This is a genomic window from Billgrantia sulfidoxydans (genome assembly GCF_017868775.1).
GTDB lineage: Bacteria > Pseudomonadota > Gammaproteobacteria > Pseudomonadales > Halomonadaceae > Halomonas > Halomonas sulfidoxydans.
This window is the reverse complement of record NZ_CP053381.1, coordinates 2,721,957-2,737,498: the sequence shown is the minus strand read 5'-3', so window position 1 is coordinate 2,737,498 and position 15,542 is coordinate 2,721,957. Positions and strand designations below refer to the sequence as shown.

At 67.4% G+C, this 15,542-nt stretch carries 14 protein-coding genes; all 14 read left to right on the top strand.

The features are described from left to right. The first annotated feature begins 60 nt into the window (after positions 1-60). The 14 genes from asd to HNO51_RS12590 all read left to right on the top strand — a co-directional run bounded on the left by asd (position 61) and on the right by HNO51_RS12590 (position 15,455). Complete coding sequence (gene asd, locus HNO51_RS12655; protein ID WP_197447697.1) at positions 61-1,173, top strand: aspartate-semialdehyde dehydrogenase; 1,113 nt, start codon at positions 61-63, stop codon at positions 1,171-1,173. Between the two features lie 191 nt (positions 1,174-1,364). Beyond that, the gene (locus tag HNO51_RS12650; RefSeq protein WP_209537596.1) at positions 1,365-3,968 is read left to right on the top strand and encodes a FimV/HubP family polar landmark protein; all 2,604 of its coding nucleotides are present in this window, start codon (positions 1,365-1,367) and stop codon (positions 3,966-3,968) included. A gap of 7 nt (positions 3,969-3,975) precedes the next feature. Next, a complete protein-coding gene (gene truA, locus HNO51_RS12645) occupies positions 3,976-4,920 on the top strand; it encodes a tRNA pseudouridine(38-40) synthase TruA (protein WP_197447695.1) in 945 nt (314 codons plus the stop codon). Then, complete coding sequence (locus HNO51_RS12640) at positions 4,917-5,555, top strand: phosphoribosylanthranilate isomerase (protein WP_197447694.1); 639 nt, start codon at positions 4,917-4,919, stop codon at positions 5,553-5,555. Before truA ends, HNO51_RS12640 begins: the two co-directional genes overlap by 4 nt. Before the next feature lie 63 nt (positions 5,556-5,618). Next, positions 5,619-6,833, top strand: a complete 1,215-nt coding sequence (trpB, locus tag HNO51_RS12635) for a tryptophan synthase subunit beta (protein WP_197447693.1) — start codon at positions 5,619-5,621, stop codon at positions 6,831-6,833. A gap of 2 nt (positions 6,834-6,835) precedes the next feature. Continuing rightward, positions 6,836-7,651, top strand: coding sequence for a tryptophan synthase subunit alpha (gene trpA, locus HNO51_RS12630; protein ID WP_209539235.1), 816 nt, complete (start codon positions 6,836-6,838; stop codon positions 7,649-7,651). Between the two features lie 75 nt (positions 7,652-7,726). After that, positions 7,727-8,752: an acetyl-CoA carboxylase, carboxyltransferase subunit beta gene (accD, locus tag HNO51_RS12625; protein WP_209537595.1), complete on the top strand. Its 1,026-nt coding sequence runs from the start codon at positions 7,727-7,729 to the stop codon at positions 8,750-8,752. Between the two features lie 9 nt (positions 8,753-8,761). Next, a complete protein-coding gene (folC, locus tag HNO51_RS12620) occupies positions 8,762-10,048 on the top strand; it encodes a bifunctional tetrahydrofolate synthase/dihydrofolate synthase (protein ID WP_209537594.1) in 1,287 nt (428 codons plus the stop codon). Positions 10,049-10,064: 16 nt separating this feature from the next. Then, positions 10,065-10,775, top strand: a complete 711-nt coding sequence (locus tag HNO51_RS12615; RefSeq protein WP_197447690.1) for an SPOR domain-containing protein — start codon at positions 10,065-10,067, stop codon at positions 10,773-10,775. A 4-nt stretch (positions 10,776-10,779) separates the two neighbouring features. Beyond that, the gene (locus tag HNO51_RS12610; RefSeq protein WP_209537593.1) at positions 10,780-11,343 is read left to right on the top strand and encodes a CvpA family protein; all 564 of its coding nucleotides are present in this window, start codon (positions 10,780-10,782) and stop codon (positions 11,341-11,343) included. A gap of 60 nt (positions 11,344-11,403) precedes the next feature. After that, the gene (gene purF, locus HNO51_RS12605; protein WP_197447688.1) at positions 11,404-12,927 is read left to right on the top strand and encodes an amidophosphoribosyltransferase; all 1,524 of its coding nucleotides are present in this window, start codon (positions 11,404-11,406) and stop codon (positions 12,925-12,927) included. 11 nt (positions 12,928-12,938) lie between these two features. Beyond that, entirely contained in the window at positions 12,939-14,135 is a 1,197-nt protein-coding gene (locus tag HNO51_RS12600; protein ID WP_197447687.1) for an O-succinylhomoserine sulfhydrylase, read from the top strand. Positions 14,136-14,276: 141 nt separating this feature from the next. Then, positions 14,277-14,831 carry a cytochrome b gene (locus HNO51_RS12595; protein WP_209537592.1) on the top strand — a complete coding sequence of 185 codons (555 nt, stop codon included), beginning with the start codon at positions 14,277-14,279 and terminating at the stop codon, positions 14,829-14,831. 39 nt (positions 14,832-14,870) lie between these two features. Next, on the top strand, positions 14,871-15,455 hold the full coding sequence (locus HNO51_RS12590; protein ID WP_197447685.1) for a YceI family protein: 585 nt from the start codon (positions 14,871-14,873) through the stop codon (positions 15,453-15,455). The last annotated feature ends 87 nt before the right edge of the window (positions 15,456-15,542 follow it).

Sequence of the window (15,542 nt, the reverse complement as noted above, 5' to 3'; positions counted from 1 at the left end):
CTGCGAGGTGGGCCCGGGTCGTGTATACTATTGGCCTCATTCTTTCCAGGAGGACTTCACATGTTGAAAGTCGGTTTCGTCGGATGGCGTGGCATGGTGGGCTCCGTGCTCATGCAGCGCATGCAGGAGGATGGGGACTTCGACGGCATCGAGCCGATCTTCTTCACCACCTCCCAGGTCGGTCAGCCCGGCCCCGACATCGGCGTGGACGTGCCTCCGCTGAAGGATGCCACCGACATCGAGGCGCTCAAGGCGCTCGACGTGGTCATCACCTGCCAGGGCGGCGACTACACCAAGCAGGTCTACGGCGATCTGCGCGGCAGTGGCTGGAAGGGCTACTGGATCGATGCCGCGAGCACCCTGCGCATGGAGGACGAGGCGACCATCGTGCTCGATCCGGTCAACCGTCACGTCATCGACGCCCAGTTGGCCCGAGGCGCCAGGACCTTCGTCGGCGGCAACTGCACCGTCAGCCTGATGCTGATGGGCCTGGGAGGGCTGTTCGAGGCCGACCTGATCGAATGGATGACCTCCATGACCTATCAGGCCGCCTCCGGTTCCGGCGCCAAGCACATGCGCGAGCTGCTCAACCAGATGGGCGCGCTGCGCGACGTGGTCCAGAGCGAGCTCGACAACCCCTCCAGTGCGATCCTCGACATCGACCGCAAGGTGGCGGCGGCCATGAAGGGGCAGGACTTTCCGATCGAGAACTTCACCGCGCCGCTGGCCGGTAGCCTGCTGCCGTGGATCGACACCAAGCTCGACAACGGCCAGAGCCGCGAGGAGTGGAAGGGTAGCGTCGAGAGCAACAAGATCCTCGGCCTGCAGTCCAACCCGGTCCCGATCGATGGCCTGTGCGTACGCATCGGCGCCATGCGCTCGCACAGCCAGGCTTTCACCATCAAGTTGAAGAAAGATGTGCCGATAGATGAAATCGAGGAGCGCATCGCCAAGCACAACGAGTGGGTCAAGGTGATTCCGAACGACAAGGAAGCCACCATTGCCGGGCTGACGCCGGCTGCCGTCACCGGTACCCTGAACGTTCCGGTGGGCCGCCTGCGCAAGATGAACATGGGCGGCGAATATCTCTCGGCCTTCACCGTCGGCGACCAGCTGCTGTGGGGTGCCGCCGAACCGCTCAAGCGCATGTTGAAGATCTTGCGCGAGCAGTAATTCTCGTTGCAGTGCCGTTGACGGGGCATCTCCTGCGGGAGATGCCCCGTTTTGCGTGGGGCTGAGATTGGCCTTGGCTGGCGTGGAAGCAGGGCGTACAGGGATATGGTACATATTCATCAGCGGTCTGAAGCGTGGCTTCAATAGAACCGGACGCCTTATCAGGCAAGCGAGCAAGGCAAGGGAGCTCCATGAAACGCAAGTTGACATACGCCATGCTGCTGGCACTGTCGGCCGCTGGCCCACAGGCGCTGGCGCTGGGCGTGGGGGAGGCTCAGGTGCGTTCCCCGCTCAATGCACCGCTGCGTGCCGTCATTCCGCTCACCGATACGGACGGGCTCGATCCCGAGCGGCTGCGTGTCAGCGTGGCCGGGGCCCGGGAGTTCGAATCTGCGGGCCTCTCGCGCACGCCGCTGGCGGCCAGCGTGCGGGCCGACGTGGAAGTGCGTCAGGGCCAGTGGGTCGTGAGTCTCTCGAGCGAAAGGGCGGTGCGGGAGCCCTGGATGGACTTGCTGCTGCGCTTCGATTGGCCGTCAGGGCGCCAACTGCGCGAGGTGACGCTGCTGCTCGACCCTCCCGATTACGATCGCATGCCGGTACTGGTGAGCGGCTCGAGTCGTCAGCCTGTCCCCGCGGCACGATCCGCCGCCGAAGCGCAGGTGGCCGATGCCGAGCCCGACGCCTCAGGCTTATCCGCTGCACCGGCAGGAGAGCGGAACAGCGCGGAAGAACGCGCCTGGGTCGGCAGTGGCGATACCCTCTGGTCGGTGGCCAGCAGGCTGCGTCCCGATGCCGGGGTCAGCATGGACCAGATGATGGTGGCGCTGGTCGAGGCCAATCCCGATGCGTTCCCGTCAGGCAACATCAACGCCATGCGGGCCGGCTACACGCTGACCGTGCCGTCCCGGGAGGCCATTGCGGCGCGCTCCGCACAAGAGGCTTCCCAGATGGTGCAGGCCATGAACCAGACCTGGGCAAGTCGCGGCAACGGTGCGCCGGCTCGCGTCCCCCTGGGGGCTCGGGTAGCGGCGGGCGGCGAGCTCGAGGCTGCCGCGATGTCCGTTGCGCAGGCGATCGCCGAGCCTTCCGGCACGCCGGGCGAATCGACAGCGAGCGAGCAGGGCATGGCTGCCGAGGCGGCCCTTCCCGCGCCGCGCCTGACCCTGCTCAGCGACGAGGAGCTGGCCGCCGAGTCCGCCATGGGCGCTGCCGTGGAGCGCGACCGGGCGGCAGCGAACGCCGGTGAGGAGGGCGGGCGCGCCGAAGGCTGGCTCGATGCCGACGTGTTGGCAACGCTGGGGGCTGGCGAGCTGGCCTTGGCACAGGACGACCCGCGCTTCGCGCTGCTCGAGCGGCGCTGGCAGGAGAGCCGCGCGGCGCTGGAAGCGGTACAGACCGAGCGCGACGCCCTGCAGCACGAGCTTGGTAATTTGCGCGACGAGGTCGAGGCCATGCGCGAGCAGTTGGCGGCGCTGCTGGCCAGTAACCAGGCTGCAGTGCAGGTTGGCAGCGGCGGGGCGGTAGTACAGGCCGAGGAGGACGAGCCGGGCGAGTCGCCCTGGTGGGGGGCGGCATATCCGGTCGATGTCGACCGCAACCTGCTGTTGGGCGGCGCCGGGCTGGCGGCTCTGCTGGGGCTCTGGCTGTGGGTGCGCCGCCGCCAGCGCCGCGACGCCGCCCCCGCGTCGGGAGGTAGCGCAATGCCCAACATGGTCCACGGCATGCCTCCCTCCGACCACGTCGCGGTGCCGCCAGGGACCGCCGCCGGTCCGGCCCCGCTCGCCACGGCGGGCATGAGCCTGGATGAGCCGGAGACTCATCGGGAAGAGCTGCCTCGCGCCACCATGCCCCAGGCCGAAGCGATCAGCGAAGCGGATATCTTCATGGCCTATGGGCGCTACGATCAGGCCAGGGAGATGCTTGAGGCGGGCCTGGCCCGTGAACCCGAGCGCCATGACCTGCGCCTGAAACTGCTCAACGTTCACGTGGAGCAGGGTGACCGGCAGGCGGCCGAGCGCGAGGCTCAGCGGTTGGCCGAGACCGGCGACTCCGCCCTGGTGGCCGAAGCGGGGCGGTTGCTGGCCAAGCTTCAGCCCGCTGCGCCCGATCCCGATTCCCTTGCGAACAGGGCCGAGCCGCCGCGCACCGCCGCCGCCGCGGGGGGTGAGTCGCTGGCGCCCGCAGTGGGGCGGCAGGAAGCGCCGTTGCCGGCCGAGCGGGAGCCGCTCGACGCCCCCCGCAGCGAGCTGGCCGGGCGCGAGGATGCATCGTCGGCACAGGGAGAGCCACTGCGGGCCGAGGAGCCGGGCGTAACGCCAAGCTCGCCCGATGACGAGGCACCGCCAGGCGGTGGCAAGGGGCCCACCCCGGCGGATGAGCGCGGTGAATCGTTGGAGTGGCGCACGATCGACTACCAGCCTCCCGCGCTGGACCCGGACCCGCCGTCGCGCGAAGAGACGCCGATGCAGCCCAGCGTCGAATTCCCGCGGATGGACGCGGCTCGCGGCGCCGGGCCGGAGGCGGAACCATCGTCGCGCCCGAGTGCCCCGGCGGCCGGGGAGGCCGGCGAAGCCGAATGGGAGGTGGAGGAGGTGGCCTTCCCGCCGCTGGACCGCGATAATGGTGTCGTCCTGGGCGAGGCCGGCGGACGTGACGATCTGCAGCGGGCCCGTCACCTGCTCGAGAGCGGTGACGCGGAGCGGGCCCGTCCGCTGCTTCAGCGGCTGTTGAAGGACGCCAGCGATCCGCAGGTGCGCAGCGAGGCCCAGGATCTGTTCACTCACTACCGACTCTGATGGCGGCATGACCCTGTTTCGACCTCTTGACGATCGCCACCCCCTGAGCGGCCGCCTGGCCCTGGGGGTGGAATACGACGGCAGCGCCTACTGTGGCTGGCAACGCCTCAAGCATGCCCCCTCGGTCCAGGCCGAGCTGGAGCGGGCGCTCGCCAAGGTGGCAAGCCGGCCGGTGACCGTCCATGCCAGTGGGCGCACCGATTCCGGCGTGCACGCCACGCGCCAGATCGTCCACTTCGACGCGCCCGCGCCCCGTTCGCAGAAGGCCTGGGTCTTCGGCGTCAACGCCAACCTGGCGCGCGATGTCGCGGTGCGCTGGGTGTGCGAGGTGCCCGAGGATTTCCACGCCCGCTTCAAGGCGCTGGCGCGTCGCTACCGTTACGTCATCCTCAACCAGCCGAGCCGACCGGTCCTGGAGCGCGCCAACGTCACCTGGTGTCGCGATCCGCTCGATGCCGATGCCATGCATCGTGCGGCCCAGGCGCTGGTCGGCGAGCACGACTTCTCCAGCTTCCGCGCGGCGGGCTGCCAATCGAAGACGCCCTGGCGCCACCTGCACTTCATCGAGGTGCATCGGCACGGGCCGCTGGTGGTGATCGACGTGCAGGGCAATGCCTTCCTGCATCACATGATCCGCAACATCGTCGGCGCCCTGGTCACCGTGGGGCGCGGCGAGCGGGGCGACGACTACCTGGCCGGGCTGCTGGCGCTGAAGGACCGTACGCTCTCCGACGTCACCGCGCCGGCCTGCGGTCTACACTTCGTCGACTCCCTCTACGATGAGACCTGGGGCCTGCCGCGCGAGCCGCTGGGTCCGAACCTGCTGGCCTTCCTGGGCGAGTGGACCGGCGAGCGCGAACTGCCGGCGTGCCCCATGGTCGAATTTCGCCGAGGCCGACCCGTCGCCGAGTCGACGAGCGGTGTACCCGAGGTGGAGGAGGGGAAGTCATGACGCCATCCCGCACTCGCATCAAATTCTGTGGCCTGACCCGCGAACGGGACGTGGCCGATGCCGTGGCCGCCGGTGCCGATGCGTTGGGGTTCGTGCTGTGGCCGGGCAGCAAGCGCTGCGTCGACGAGGCGCGTCTTGCCGCATTGGCAGCCCAGGTGCCGGCCTTCGTCACGCGGGTGGGATTGTTCGTCGATGCCTCGCCGGAGTTCGTCCAGAGGGCCAGCCGTCACCTCGACCTGCTGCAGTTCCATGGTGATGAGACGCCGTCCTTTTGCGCGCAGTTCGGCCGTCCATGGATCAAGGCGCTGCGCATGCGTGACGATCTCGATCTGCACGCCGCCGCCGCGGCCTATGATGGCGCCCAGGCGCTGCTGCTGGATGCCTATCGCCCGGGGGTGCCGGGCGGTACCGGCGAGACCTTCGACTGGTCGCGAATCCCCGCAAGCCTGGCAAAACCTGTTATTCTCGCGGGTGGGCTGACCCCGGACAACGTGGCCGGCGCCATTGAGCGCGTGCGCCCCTTCGCGGTGGACGTTTCCGGCGGAGTGGAAGCCGAACCCGGTGTCAAGGATCCCGGCCAGCTGTCGGCGTTCGCCGCGGCGGTGGCCGAGGCGGATCGCAAGCGCCCGGCATGATGACTCCCTGCCCAAGCCCGACTCAATCCCTGTCCCTTGTGGCGACCCTATGAGGTGTCTTTAGTGAGCAAGTTCAGTGACCTGACCCGACTGCCGGACGCCCGCGGCCACTTCGGCCCCTATGGCGGCCGGTTCGTCTCGGAGACCCTGAGCTTCGCCCTGGACGATCTGGAGAAGACCTACCTGCGTCTTCGCGACGATCCGGACTTCCAGGCCGAATTCGACTATGACCTGGCCCATTACGTGGGCCGTCCTTCTCCGCTCTACCATGCGGAGCGATGGTCGCAGCAGCTCGGCGGGGCACGGATCTGGCTCAAGCGCGAAGACCTCAACCATACCGGCGCGCACAAGGTGAACAACACCATCGGCCAGGCGCTGCTGGCCAAGATGAGCGGCAAGCCGCGGGTGATCGCCGAGACCGGCGCCGGCCAGCACGGCGTGGCCACGGCCACCGTCGCGGCGCGCCTGGGGCTGAAGTGCGAGGTCTACATGGGTGCCGAGGACGTTCAGCGCCAGAAGCTCAACGTCTACCGCATGCGCCTGCTCGGGGCCAACGTGATCCCGGTGGAGTCCGGCACCCGCACACTCAAGGATGCCATGAACGAGGCGCTGCGCGACTGGGTGACCAACGTCGACGACACCTTCTACATCATCGGCACCGTGGCCGGGCCGCACCCCTATCCCATGCTGGTGCGCGACTTCAACGCCGTGGTCGGCCGCGAGGCGCGCCGCCAGTCGCTGGAAGAGTTCGGCAAATTGCCCGATGCGCTGATCGCCTGCGTAGGGGGCGGCTCCAACGCCATGGGCCTGTTCTACCCCTTCGTCGAAGATGATGAGGTCGCCATGTACGGCGTCGAGGCAGGAGGCGACGGCGTTGACACCGGGCGCCATGCCGCCCCGCTGGCGTCCAACGCGCCGCGCGGCGTGTTGCACGGCAACCGTACCTACTTGATGTCCGACGAGGGCGGCCAGGTCTCGGACACGCATTCGATCTCGGCGGGTCTCGACTATCCGGGCGTGGGCCCCGAGCATGCGCTGTGGAAGGATGTGGGCCGTGTGCAGTACGTGGCGGCCAACGACGACGCCGTGCTCGAGGCGTTCCGCGAGCTGACCCGGGTGGAAGGCATCATGCCGGCGCTGGAGTCGGCCCATGCCCTGGCGTATGCCAAGGTGCTGGCGCCGACCCTGCGACCCGATCAAAACATCGTGGTCAACCTTTCCGGCCGCGGCGACAAGGACATCATGACGGTCGCCAAGATCGACGGGCTGGAGTTCTGATGATGAATCGAATCGACAGACGCTTTGCCGAGCTCAAGGCCCAGGGGCGCCGCGCGCTGATCCCCTACATCACCGCCGGCGACCCCGCGCCGCAGCATACCGTTGGGTTCATGCATGCCATGGTGGAGGCGGGCGCCGACGTGCTCGAGCTGGGAGTGCCGTTCTCCGACCCCATGGCCGATGGGCCAGTGATTCAGAAGGCCTGTGAGCGTGCCCTCGAGCACGGCGTACGGCTCACCCATCTGTTCGAGATGGTGCGCGAATTCCGCCAGCGTGACGAGCAGACCCCGATCGTGCTGATGGGCTATCTCAACCCCGTCGAGCGCATCGGTCTCGAAGCCTTCGCCGAGCAGGCCGCGGCCGCCGGCATCGACGGCGTGCTGACCGTGGACATGCCCCCCGAAGAGGCCGACGAGTTCGGCCCGCTGCTCAAGCAGCACGGCCTGGCCTCTATCTTTCTCGTTGCCCCTACCACTTCGCGGGAGCGGGCCGCTACAATATGCGCCCATGGCGAGGGCTACCTCTACTATGTCGCGCTCAAGGGCGTGACCGGGGCGGCCACGCTCAATGCCGAGGACGTGGCCGAGCACCTGGCGCCACTGCGTGAACTGACCGAGCTGCCGCTGTGCGTCGGCTTCGGCATCCGCGACGGCGCCTCGGCCGCCGAGGTCGGCAAGGTCGCCGATGGCGTCATCGTCGGCAGCGCCCTGGTCAGTCGCATTGCCGACAACGCCGAGCGGCCCGAAGCGATTGCCGGCGAGCTCCAGGCGGTACTCGGGGAGATGCGCCGCGCCCTGGATGCGCTGCCCGCTCGCTGAGCTTGCCCTTGCCCGAGATTCGATTCATGACGCCCGGTACAGCCGGGCGCAACAGCATACGGAAGCCTTTCTGACATGAGCTGGCTCGACAAGATTGTTCCCTCGATGGGGCGGATTCAGCGCAAGGACCGGCGGGCCAGCGTGCCCGACGGCCTGTGGCGCAAGTGCCCGAAATGCGAGGCGGTACTCTATCTTCCCGAACTGGAAAAGCATCACAACGTCTGCCCCAAGTGCGACCACCACCTGCGGCTGACGGCGCGCAAGCGGCTCGACTGGTTCCTCGACAAGGAGGGGCGGGAGGAGATTTCGGCCGACCTGGAGCCGGTGGACCGCCTCAAGTTCCGCGACTCCAAGAAATACAAGGACCGCCTCGGTGCGGCGCAGAAGGAGACCGGCGAGAAGGACGCGCTGGTCGCCATGCGTGGCACCCTGGACGGCCTGCCGGTGGTCGTGGTGGCCTTCGAGTTCACCTTCATGGGCGGTTCCATGGGGGCCGTGGTGGGCGAGAAGTTCGTGCGTGCCGCGACCCTGGCGCTCGAGCAGCGCATTCCCTTCGTCTGCTTCTCCGCTTCGGGCGGGGCGCGCATGCAGGAAGCGCTGTTCTCGCTGATGCAGATGGCCAAGACCTCGGCGGCGCTGGAACGCCTGCGCGTGGCCGGCGTGCCCTACATCTCGGTGCTGACCGACCCGGTGTTCGGCGGCGTCTCGGCATCATTGGCCATGCTCGGCGATCTCAACGTGGCCGAGCCCAACGCGCTGATCGGCTTCGCCGGGCCGCGGGTGATCGAGCAGACCGTGCGCGAGAAATTGCCGGAGGGCTTCCAGCGCAGCGAGTTCCTGCTCGAGCATGGCACGGTGGACATGATCGTCACCCGCAGCGAGATGCGTGCCCGTCTCGGTGCCGTGCTGCGCAAGCTCACCCACCAGCCTCCGCAGGGCCTGGAGCTTCCCGGGCCCCTGGAACCGGACCTGGTCGACGAGGCCGAGCGTGCGGCGGCGGAGGAGGGCGAGGTCATTGACGCCTTCGAACCCGAGGCACCGGAAGAGGCTTCGCCATCGGCGTCCTCCGCGGATGCCGATCGCTCCGATGCGCCGCGCTGATCGCCCGTGATGACCTCTCCGTCACCCCGTACGCTGGACGCCTGGCTTGATTACCTCGAGCGGATCCACCCGGTGGGCATCGACCTCGGCCTCGAGCGAGTGGCCGAGGTGGCCCGCCGCATGGGACTGCTGGAGCAGCGCCTGGCGACGCGGGTGATCACCGTCGCCGGCACCAACGGCAAGGGGTCGACCGTCGCCATGATCGAGGCACTGGCCAGGGCGCATGGCCTCACCACCGCCGCCTACACCTCGCCGCACCTGCTGCGCTACAACGAAAGGCTGCGGCTCGATGGCGCCGAGGCGGACGATGTCACGCTCATTTCCGGCTTCGAAGCCGTGGAAACGGCGCGCCTGGCCGACGATCCTGTCAGCCTGACCTACTTCGAGGCCGGGACCCTGGCGGCGCTGTGGGCCATTGCCCGCCGCCGCCCCGACCTCGCCATTCTCGAGGTCGGGCTGGGAGGCAGGCTCGATGCGGTCAACGTGATCGATGCCGACGTCGCCGTCATCACCACCATCGCCCTCGACCATGCCGCCTTTCTCGGCACCGACCTCGACGCAATCGGCCGTGAGAAAGCCGGCATCATGCGTGGCGGACATCCCGTCGTCCTAGGCAGCAGCGAGCTCCCCGACAGCGTTCGCCAGTGCGCCGAGGCTTGCGGCGCCCCGGTCCTGGCGCTGGGGCAGGAGTTTCGCTGGACGCCCGGTGCCGTCGGCCGCTTCGGCTGGCAGGGAGCCGTTGGCGATCACGCCTCGCCAAGCGTGGAGGACTTGCCTGACCCGGGGCTGCCGCTGGACAATGCGGCGACGGCGCTGCAGGCCTTGGTCGCGGCCGGCATTGCGCTCGACGAAGTGAGTTGCCGGCTGGCCCTGCGCGACCTGCAGGTGCCCGGCCGCATGCAGTGGATGGGCCAGTGGTGCCTGGACGTGGGCCACAACCCGCACGCTGCCGCCTACCTGGCGGGCCGTCTCGCAGAGCGGCCGTGCCGCGGGCGAACCTGGGTGCTGCTCGGCATGCTGGGTGACAAGGACGCCGATGGCGTCGTCGCCGCGCTCGCCGGCGTGGCGGATGGCTGGGTGGCCGTGACCCTGGCCGGTGAGCGGGCACGCACCGCCGCGGACCTGGCGGAGCGCATCGCGGGGCAAGCGGGACATGTCGCATACCAGGCCCCGACGCCCGAGGATGGTGCGGCATGGCTGGCCGGGCGGCTGGCGCCCGACGATCGCGTGCTGGTGTGCGGCTCCTTCTTCACGGTAGCGGCCATACTGGCGTGGAAGCAGGCACAGGCAGCTTAGCCGGGCAGGAGGGATGATGAAGTACGGAATGCGCGAACGAATCAGCGGTGCGATCATCCTGATTGCCCTGGCGGTGATTTTCGTGCCGATGCTGTTCGATGAGCCGGCCCCCCGCGACGAGCGTCCCCAGCCGATGCTGACCATCGAGCAGCCGGTCCCGGTGGAGCGGCGCAACGTGCCCGACCCGCAGCCGCCGACGAGCCTGGGGCAGATCCGCACCCCCGAGACGAATCCCTCGCTGGTGGAACCGCAGCCGCCACTGCAAGACGTCGAGCCCGAGCCCGACGATACGGCACGGGTCGAGGCGGAACCGGCCGTGGCCTTGCAGCAGGGCGAGACGAACGGCGCTGCGGAGCAGGCCTCGCCGCCATCCGAGGCGCCTCGGCAGGATCCGATTGCCGACCTGGCCCGGGCTGCCTCCGAACGCCTGGAGGGCGAGCGCTCCACTGCCGCGAATCCCGAACCCGAACGCCAGGACTCCGTGAGCGCCTCGTCGGAGGGCGAGTGGGCCGTGCAGGTGGGCAGCTTTGGCGAGTCGGGCAACGCCGAGCGCCTCCAGACGCAGCTGCAGGAGCAGGGGTTCCCCGTCTACAGCCGGCGGCGCGAGAACGGCATGACCACGGTCTACGTGGGGCCCTTCGAATCCTCGGATTCCGGCGAACGCGCCATGAGTGCCATCAAGGAGCAGGTCAACCTGCAGGGTTTGCTGGTCCGTGTGAGAGACTGAACGCATGATGTTGACCTGGATCGACTGGGGCTTTCTCGCCGTTCTGGCCGTCTCGACCCTGGCCGGTTTCATGCGCGGTCTGGTTCGTGAGGGACTGGGCCTGGCGGCGTGGATCATCGCCCTGTTGGCCGCTCGACTGCTGGCCGAGCCGGTGGCCGATCTGCTTTCGGGACTGATCGACAACCCCGACGGCCGGCTGGTGCTGGCCTTCGTGCTGGTGATCCTTGGCGTGGTACTGCTGTGCGGCATCGTCATCCGCATGGTTCATGCCGCCGTGGAGTGGGTCGGCATGGGCTTCTTCAACCGTGTCGCCGGCGCCTGTTTCGGTGTCGCCCGCGGAGCGGCCATACTGGTGGTAGCCACCATCCTGATCAGCCTGACGCCGCTGGCGCAGCTGCAGGCATGGCAGAATGCAGAACTGCGGCCCACCTTCGAGCAATTGCGCGACTGGGCCGTGAGCCAGCTCGAGGCTTGGGAAGGGCGCGTTCCCGAGGCGCCCGAGGGCTGGCGGAATCTCTCGCTGCCCGAGCGCCGCGATGCCGGCACTTCCGAGCCCGGCGCCCAGTAAGTCACTACTGCTATTATCAAGCCGACTGCGGTTGGCCCCCTGCAAGCGAGGTAAGGTGGAATGTGCGGTATCGTCGGCCTTCTGGCCAAGCAGACCGTTAACCAGGCGATCTACGACGCCCTGACGGTGCTTCAGCATCGCGGCCAGGATGCTGCGGGCATGATGACCTGGAGCGAAGGACGTTTTCTGCTGCGCAAGAGCAACGGCCTGGTACGCGATGTGTTCCACACGCGCCATATGGCGAGGCTGCAGGGCAACCTGGGTATCGGCCATGTGCGCTACCCCACCGCGGGCTCGTCCAGCGAAGCCGAGTCGCAGCCGTTCTACGTCAATTCGCCCTACGGCATTGCGCTGGCGCACAACGGCAACCTGACCAACTCCGACCAGCTCAAGCAGGAGCTGTTCTCCTCCGACCTGCGCCACATCAATACCAGTTCGGATTCCGAGGTGCTGCTCAACGTCTTCGCCCATGAGCTGGGCAAGCAGGGGCTGCACCTTTCCCCCGGCGACATCTTCGACGCGGTGCGGCGGGTGCATCGTCGTTGCCGCGGCGGCTACGCTGCGGTGGCGATCATCAACGGTGTCGGCCTGGTCGCCTTCCGCGACCCCAACGGCATCCGCCCGGTGGTGTTCGGCACCCGCGACGAAGGCACGGGCCAGGAGGTGATGATCGCCTCCGAGTCGGTGGCGCTCGATGTCGGCGGCTTCGAACTGCACCGCGACCTGGCGCCGGGGGAGGCGATCTTCGTCGACATGGAGGGCGAATTCCATACCCAGCAGTGCGCCGATGCGCCCACGCTGTCGCCCTGCATCTTCGAGCACGTCTACCTGGCACGCCCCGACTCGATCCTCGACGGCGCCTACGTCTACGGCACGCGCATGCAGATGGGGCGCAAGCTCGGTGACCGCATCCGCAGCGAATGGCCGGAGCACGACATCGACGTGGTGATCCCGATTCCCGATACCTCGCGCACCTCGGCGCTGGAGCTCGCCCAGCACCTGGGGGTGACCTATCGTGAAGGGTTCATGAAGAACCGCTACATCGGCCGTACCTTCATCATGCCGGGGCAGACCCAGCGCAAGAAATCGGTGCGCCAGAAGCTCAATGCCATCGGCGTCGAGTTCAAGGGCAAGAACGTGCTGCTGGTGGACGACTCCATCGTTCGCGGCACCACCTGCAAGCAGATCATCCAGATGGCACGCGACGCGGGGGCGAACAAGGTCTACTTCGCCTCGGCGGCGCCACCGGTGCGCTATCCTAACGTCTACGGTATCGACATGCCGGCGGCCGCCGAGCTGATCGCGCATGGCCGAAGCGAGGCTGAGGTCGGCGAGCTGATCGGTGCCGACCGCATCTTCTATCAGGATCTGGATGACCTCAAGGCCGCCTGCCGCGAAGTCAACCCCGGTCTCGAACGGTTCGACTGCTCGGTGTTCGATGGTAACTACATCACCGGCGATATCGACGACGGCTACCTCTCGGCCCTCGAGGCCTCGCGCAACGACGCTGCCAAGGAGCAGCAGAGCGTCGGTGCCCACGCGCTGGTGGGCATGCACAATCAGGAAGACGACATCGACGACTGAGGTGGCCGAGCATGCATGACGAGACATTCCCCGACGACGGCTGGGCGCTGGAAACCCTGGCGATTCGTGCCGGACATCACCGCACTCATGAACAGGAGCACGGCGAGCCGATCTTCCCCACGTCGAGCTTCGTCTATGCCAGCGCCGCCGAGGCGGCACGCAAGTTCAAGGGCGAGGAGCCGGGCAACGTCTATTCGCGCTTCACCAACCCCACGGTGCACACCTTCGAGCGCCGCCTGGCGGCGCTCGAAGGGGGCGAGCGCTGCGTGGCGACGAGTTCCGGCATGGCGGCGATACTCGCGACCGTGCTCGCCCTGCTGCAGGCCGGCGATGAGATCGTCGCCTCGCGCTCGCTGTTCGGCTCCACCGTCAGCCTGTTCGACAAGTACTTCGGCAAGCTGGGTATCACCACACGCTACGTCGAACTCTCCGACCTGGCGGCTTGGGAGGCGGCGCTCACGCCCCGAACGCGCCTGTTGTTCGCCGAGACCCCCTCCAACCCGCTCTCCGAGATTGTCGATATCGCAGCGCTCGCCGACATTGCCCATCGCTCGGGCGCGCTGCTGGCCATCGACAACTGCTTCCTGACGCCGGCACTGCAGAAGCCACTGGCGCTGGGGGCCGACCTTGTCATCCACTCCGCCACCAAATACCTGGACGGCCAGGGTCGTGCGATCGGCGGCGCCGTGGTAGGACGTGACAAGGAACTCGAGGAGGTGTTTGGCGTGGTGCGTACCTGCGGACCGTGCCTGAGCCCGTTCAATGCCTGGATTTTCACCAAGGGACTCGAGACGCTGGGCCTGCGCATGCGCGCCCACTGCGAGAATGCCCAGGCCCTGGCCGAATGGCTGCAGGGGCATCCGGCAGTGGCGCGTGTTCACTACAGCGGCTTGCCGGGCCACCCGCAGCATGAGCTGGCCGGGCGTCAGCAGGGCGGCTTTGGTGCGGTGCTGGGGTTCGAGGTGAGAGGCGGGCGCGAGGCGGCCTGGTCGGTTATCGATGCCACCCGCATGCTATCGATCACCGGCAACCTGGGAGACGTCAAGACCACCATCACCCATCCTGCCACCACTACCCACGGTCGACTCTCCGAAGCGCAGAAGGAGGCGGCCGGCATCGGCGAGGGCCTGATCCGCGTGGCGGTAGGGCTCGAGGCGTTCGAGGACATTCGCAGCGACCTGGCGCGCGGCCTCGATGCGTTGATCTGAGCGCTCCGGGCGTGGAAGGGCGCCCCGTGACAACGACCGGGAATTTTTACGAACGTAACGTTCGGTTTTTTCAGCGCATCCTGAGCATTCGTTACGGTATGCTGCCTCCCATCGATCACGCAGCGCAACGGGAGCGACGAGATGTGGCGCAACACCCGCTCAGGCTGGGGCCTGGTCAGCATCCTCTTCCACTGGGCCAGTGCCGTGGCGATCGTGGGCCTGTTCCTGCTCGGCTGGTGGATGACGGACCTGGGCTACTACGACCCTTGGTACAATCGCGCTCCGTGGTGGCACCGCTCCATCGGTATGCTGCTGCTGTTTGCCACGCTGCTGCGCGTAACTTGGCGCCTGTTCCAGCCTGTCCCCGCGGCCCACGGTAGCCGCACAGAGCGCTTTGCCGCCCATCTGGGTCATATCGCCCTCTATGTGCTGATGCTGGCGGTGCTGGTCAGCGGTTACCTGATCTCCACCGCTCGCGGACGTGGCATCAGTGTCTTCGACTGGTTCGAGGTGCCCGCGCTGGTCAGTCACCTGCCCGACCAGGCCAGCATTGCCGGTGAGATCCACTGGTACAGTGCCGTGGCGCTGATGCTGCTGGCGGCGGGCCATACCTTGGCGGCACTGAAGCACCATTTCCTCGATCGCTACGATACTCTCATTCGCATGATGAACCCGGCACGTACGCGTCGCCGTTGAACGCCAGCGCCTGTGGGCGCTCAACCAAGGAGAGACTCGATGTTCAAGAAAGCCGCACTCGCTACTGCCTTTGGCGCCGTTTCCCTGGCCGCCGCCGGTACGGCACCGGCCGCTGAATACGTGGTGGATACCGAGGGACAGCATGCCTTCATCCAGTTCAAGATCAATCACCTGGGCTACTCATACATTCTCGGCTCCTTCGAGGAGTTCGAGGGCCGTTTCCAGTACGACCCCGAGGATCTCGAGGCTTCCAGCGTGGAAATGGAGGTACAGGTAAACAGCCTGAACACCAACAATGCCGAGCGTGACAAGCATTTCCTCAGCAGCGATTTCCTGGACGCCGGTGAGTATCCTACTGCCACGTTCGTCTCCACCGGCTTCACGCCCAACGGTGACGACGAGGGCGTGCTGACCGGAGACCTGACCCTGCACGGCGAGACCCACGAGATCGAGATGCCGGTCACCCTGATGGGCGAGGGCGAAGACCCGTGGGGCGGCTATCGCGCCGGCTTCGAGGGCAGCACCATGCTGACCCTGGCGGACTTCGGTATCGACATGAGCGATTTCCCAGAAGCGATGCACGAACTCGAGCTCTACGTCACCTTCGAGGGGGTGCGCCAGTAACCTGGCTCAACGTCATGACACTGCCACCCCCGGACTGATCCGGGGGTGTCGCGTTTTGTACGGGAGAGTGCGTGACACAAAGTGACA

What these genes read in the sequence shown, in the direction of transcription:
- asd (WP_197447697.1), top strand. Translation starts at nt 61, where the DNA reads ATGTTGAAAGTCGGTTTCGTCGGATGGCGTGGCATGGTGGGCTCCGTG.
- HNO51_RS12650 (WP_209537596.1), top strand. Translation starts at nt 1,365, where the DNA reads ATGAAACGCAAGTTGACATACGCCATGCTGCTGGCACTGTCGGCCGCT.
- truA (WP_197447695.1), top strand. Translation starts at nt 3,976, where the DNA reads ATGACCCTGTTTCGACCTCTTGACGATCGCCACCCCCTGAGCGGCCGC.
- HNO51_RS12640 (WP_197447694.1), top strand. Translation starts at nt 4,917, where the DNA reads ATGACGCCATCCCGCACTCGCATCAAATTCTGTGGCCTGACCCGCGAA.
- trpA (WP_209539235.1), top strand. Translation starts at nt 6,836, where the DNA reads ATGAATCGAATCGACAGACGCTTTGCCGAGCTCAAGGCCCAGGGGCGC.
- accD (WP_209537595.1), top strand. Translation starts at nt 7,727, where the DNA reads ATGAGCTGGCTCGACAAGATTGTTCCCTCGATGGGGCGGATTCAGCGC.
- folC (WP_209537594.1), top strand. Translation starts at nt 8,762, where the DNA reads ATGACCTCTCCGTCACCCCGTACGCTGGACGCCTGGCTTGATTACCTC.
- HNO51_RS12615 (WP_197447690.1), top strand. Translation starts at nt 10,065, where the DNA reads ATGAAGTACGGAATGCGCGAACGAATCAGCGGTGCGATCATCCTGATT.
- HNO51_RS12610 (WP_209537593.1), top strand. Translation starts at nt 10,780, where the DNA reads ATGATGTTGACCTGGATCGACTGGGGCTTTCTCGCCGTTCTGGCCGTC.
- purF (WP_197447688.1), top strand. Translation starts at nt 11,404, where the DNA reads ATGTGCGGTATCGTCGGCCTTCTGGCCAAGCAGACCGTTAACCAGGCG.
- HNO51_RS12600 (WP_197447687.1), top strand. Translation starts at nt 12,939, where the DNA reads ATGCATGACGAGACATTCCCCGACGACGGCTGGGCGCTGGAAACCCTG.
- HNO51_RS12595 (WP_209537592.1), top strand. Translation starts at nt 14,277, where the DNA reads ATGTGGCGCAACACCCGCTCAGGCTGGGGCCTGGTCAGCATCCTCTTC.
- HNO51_RS12590 (WP_197447685.1), top strand. Translation starts at nt 14,871, where the DNA reads ATGTTCAAGAAAGCCGCACTCGCTACTGCCTTTGGCGCCGTTTCCCTG.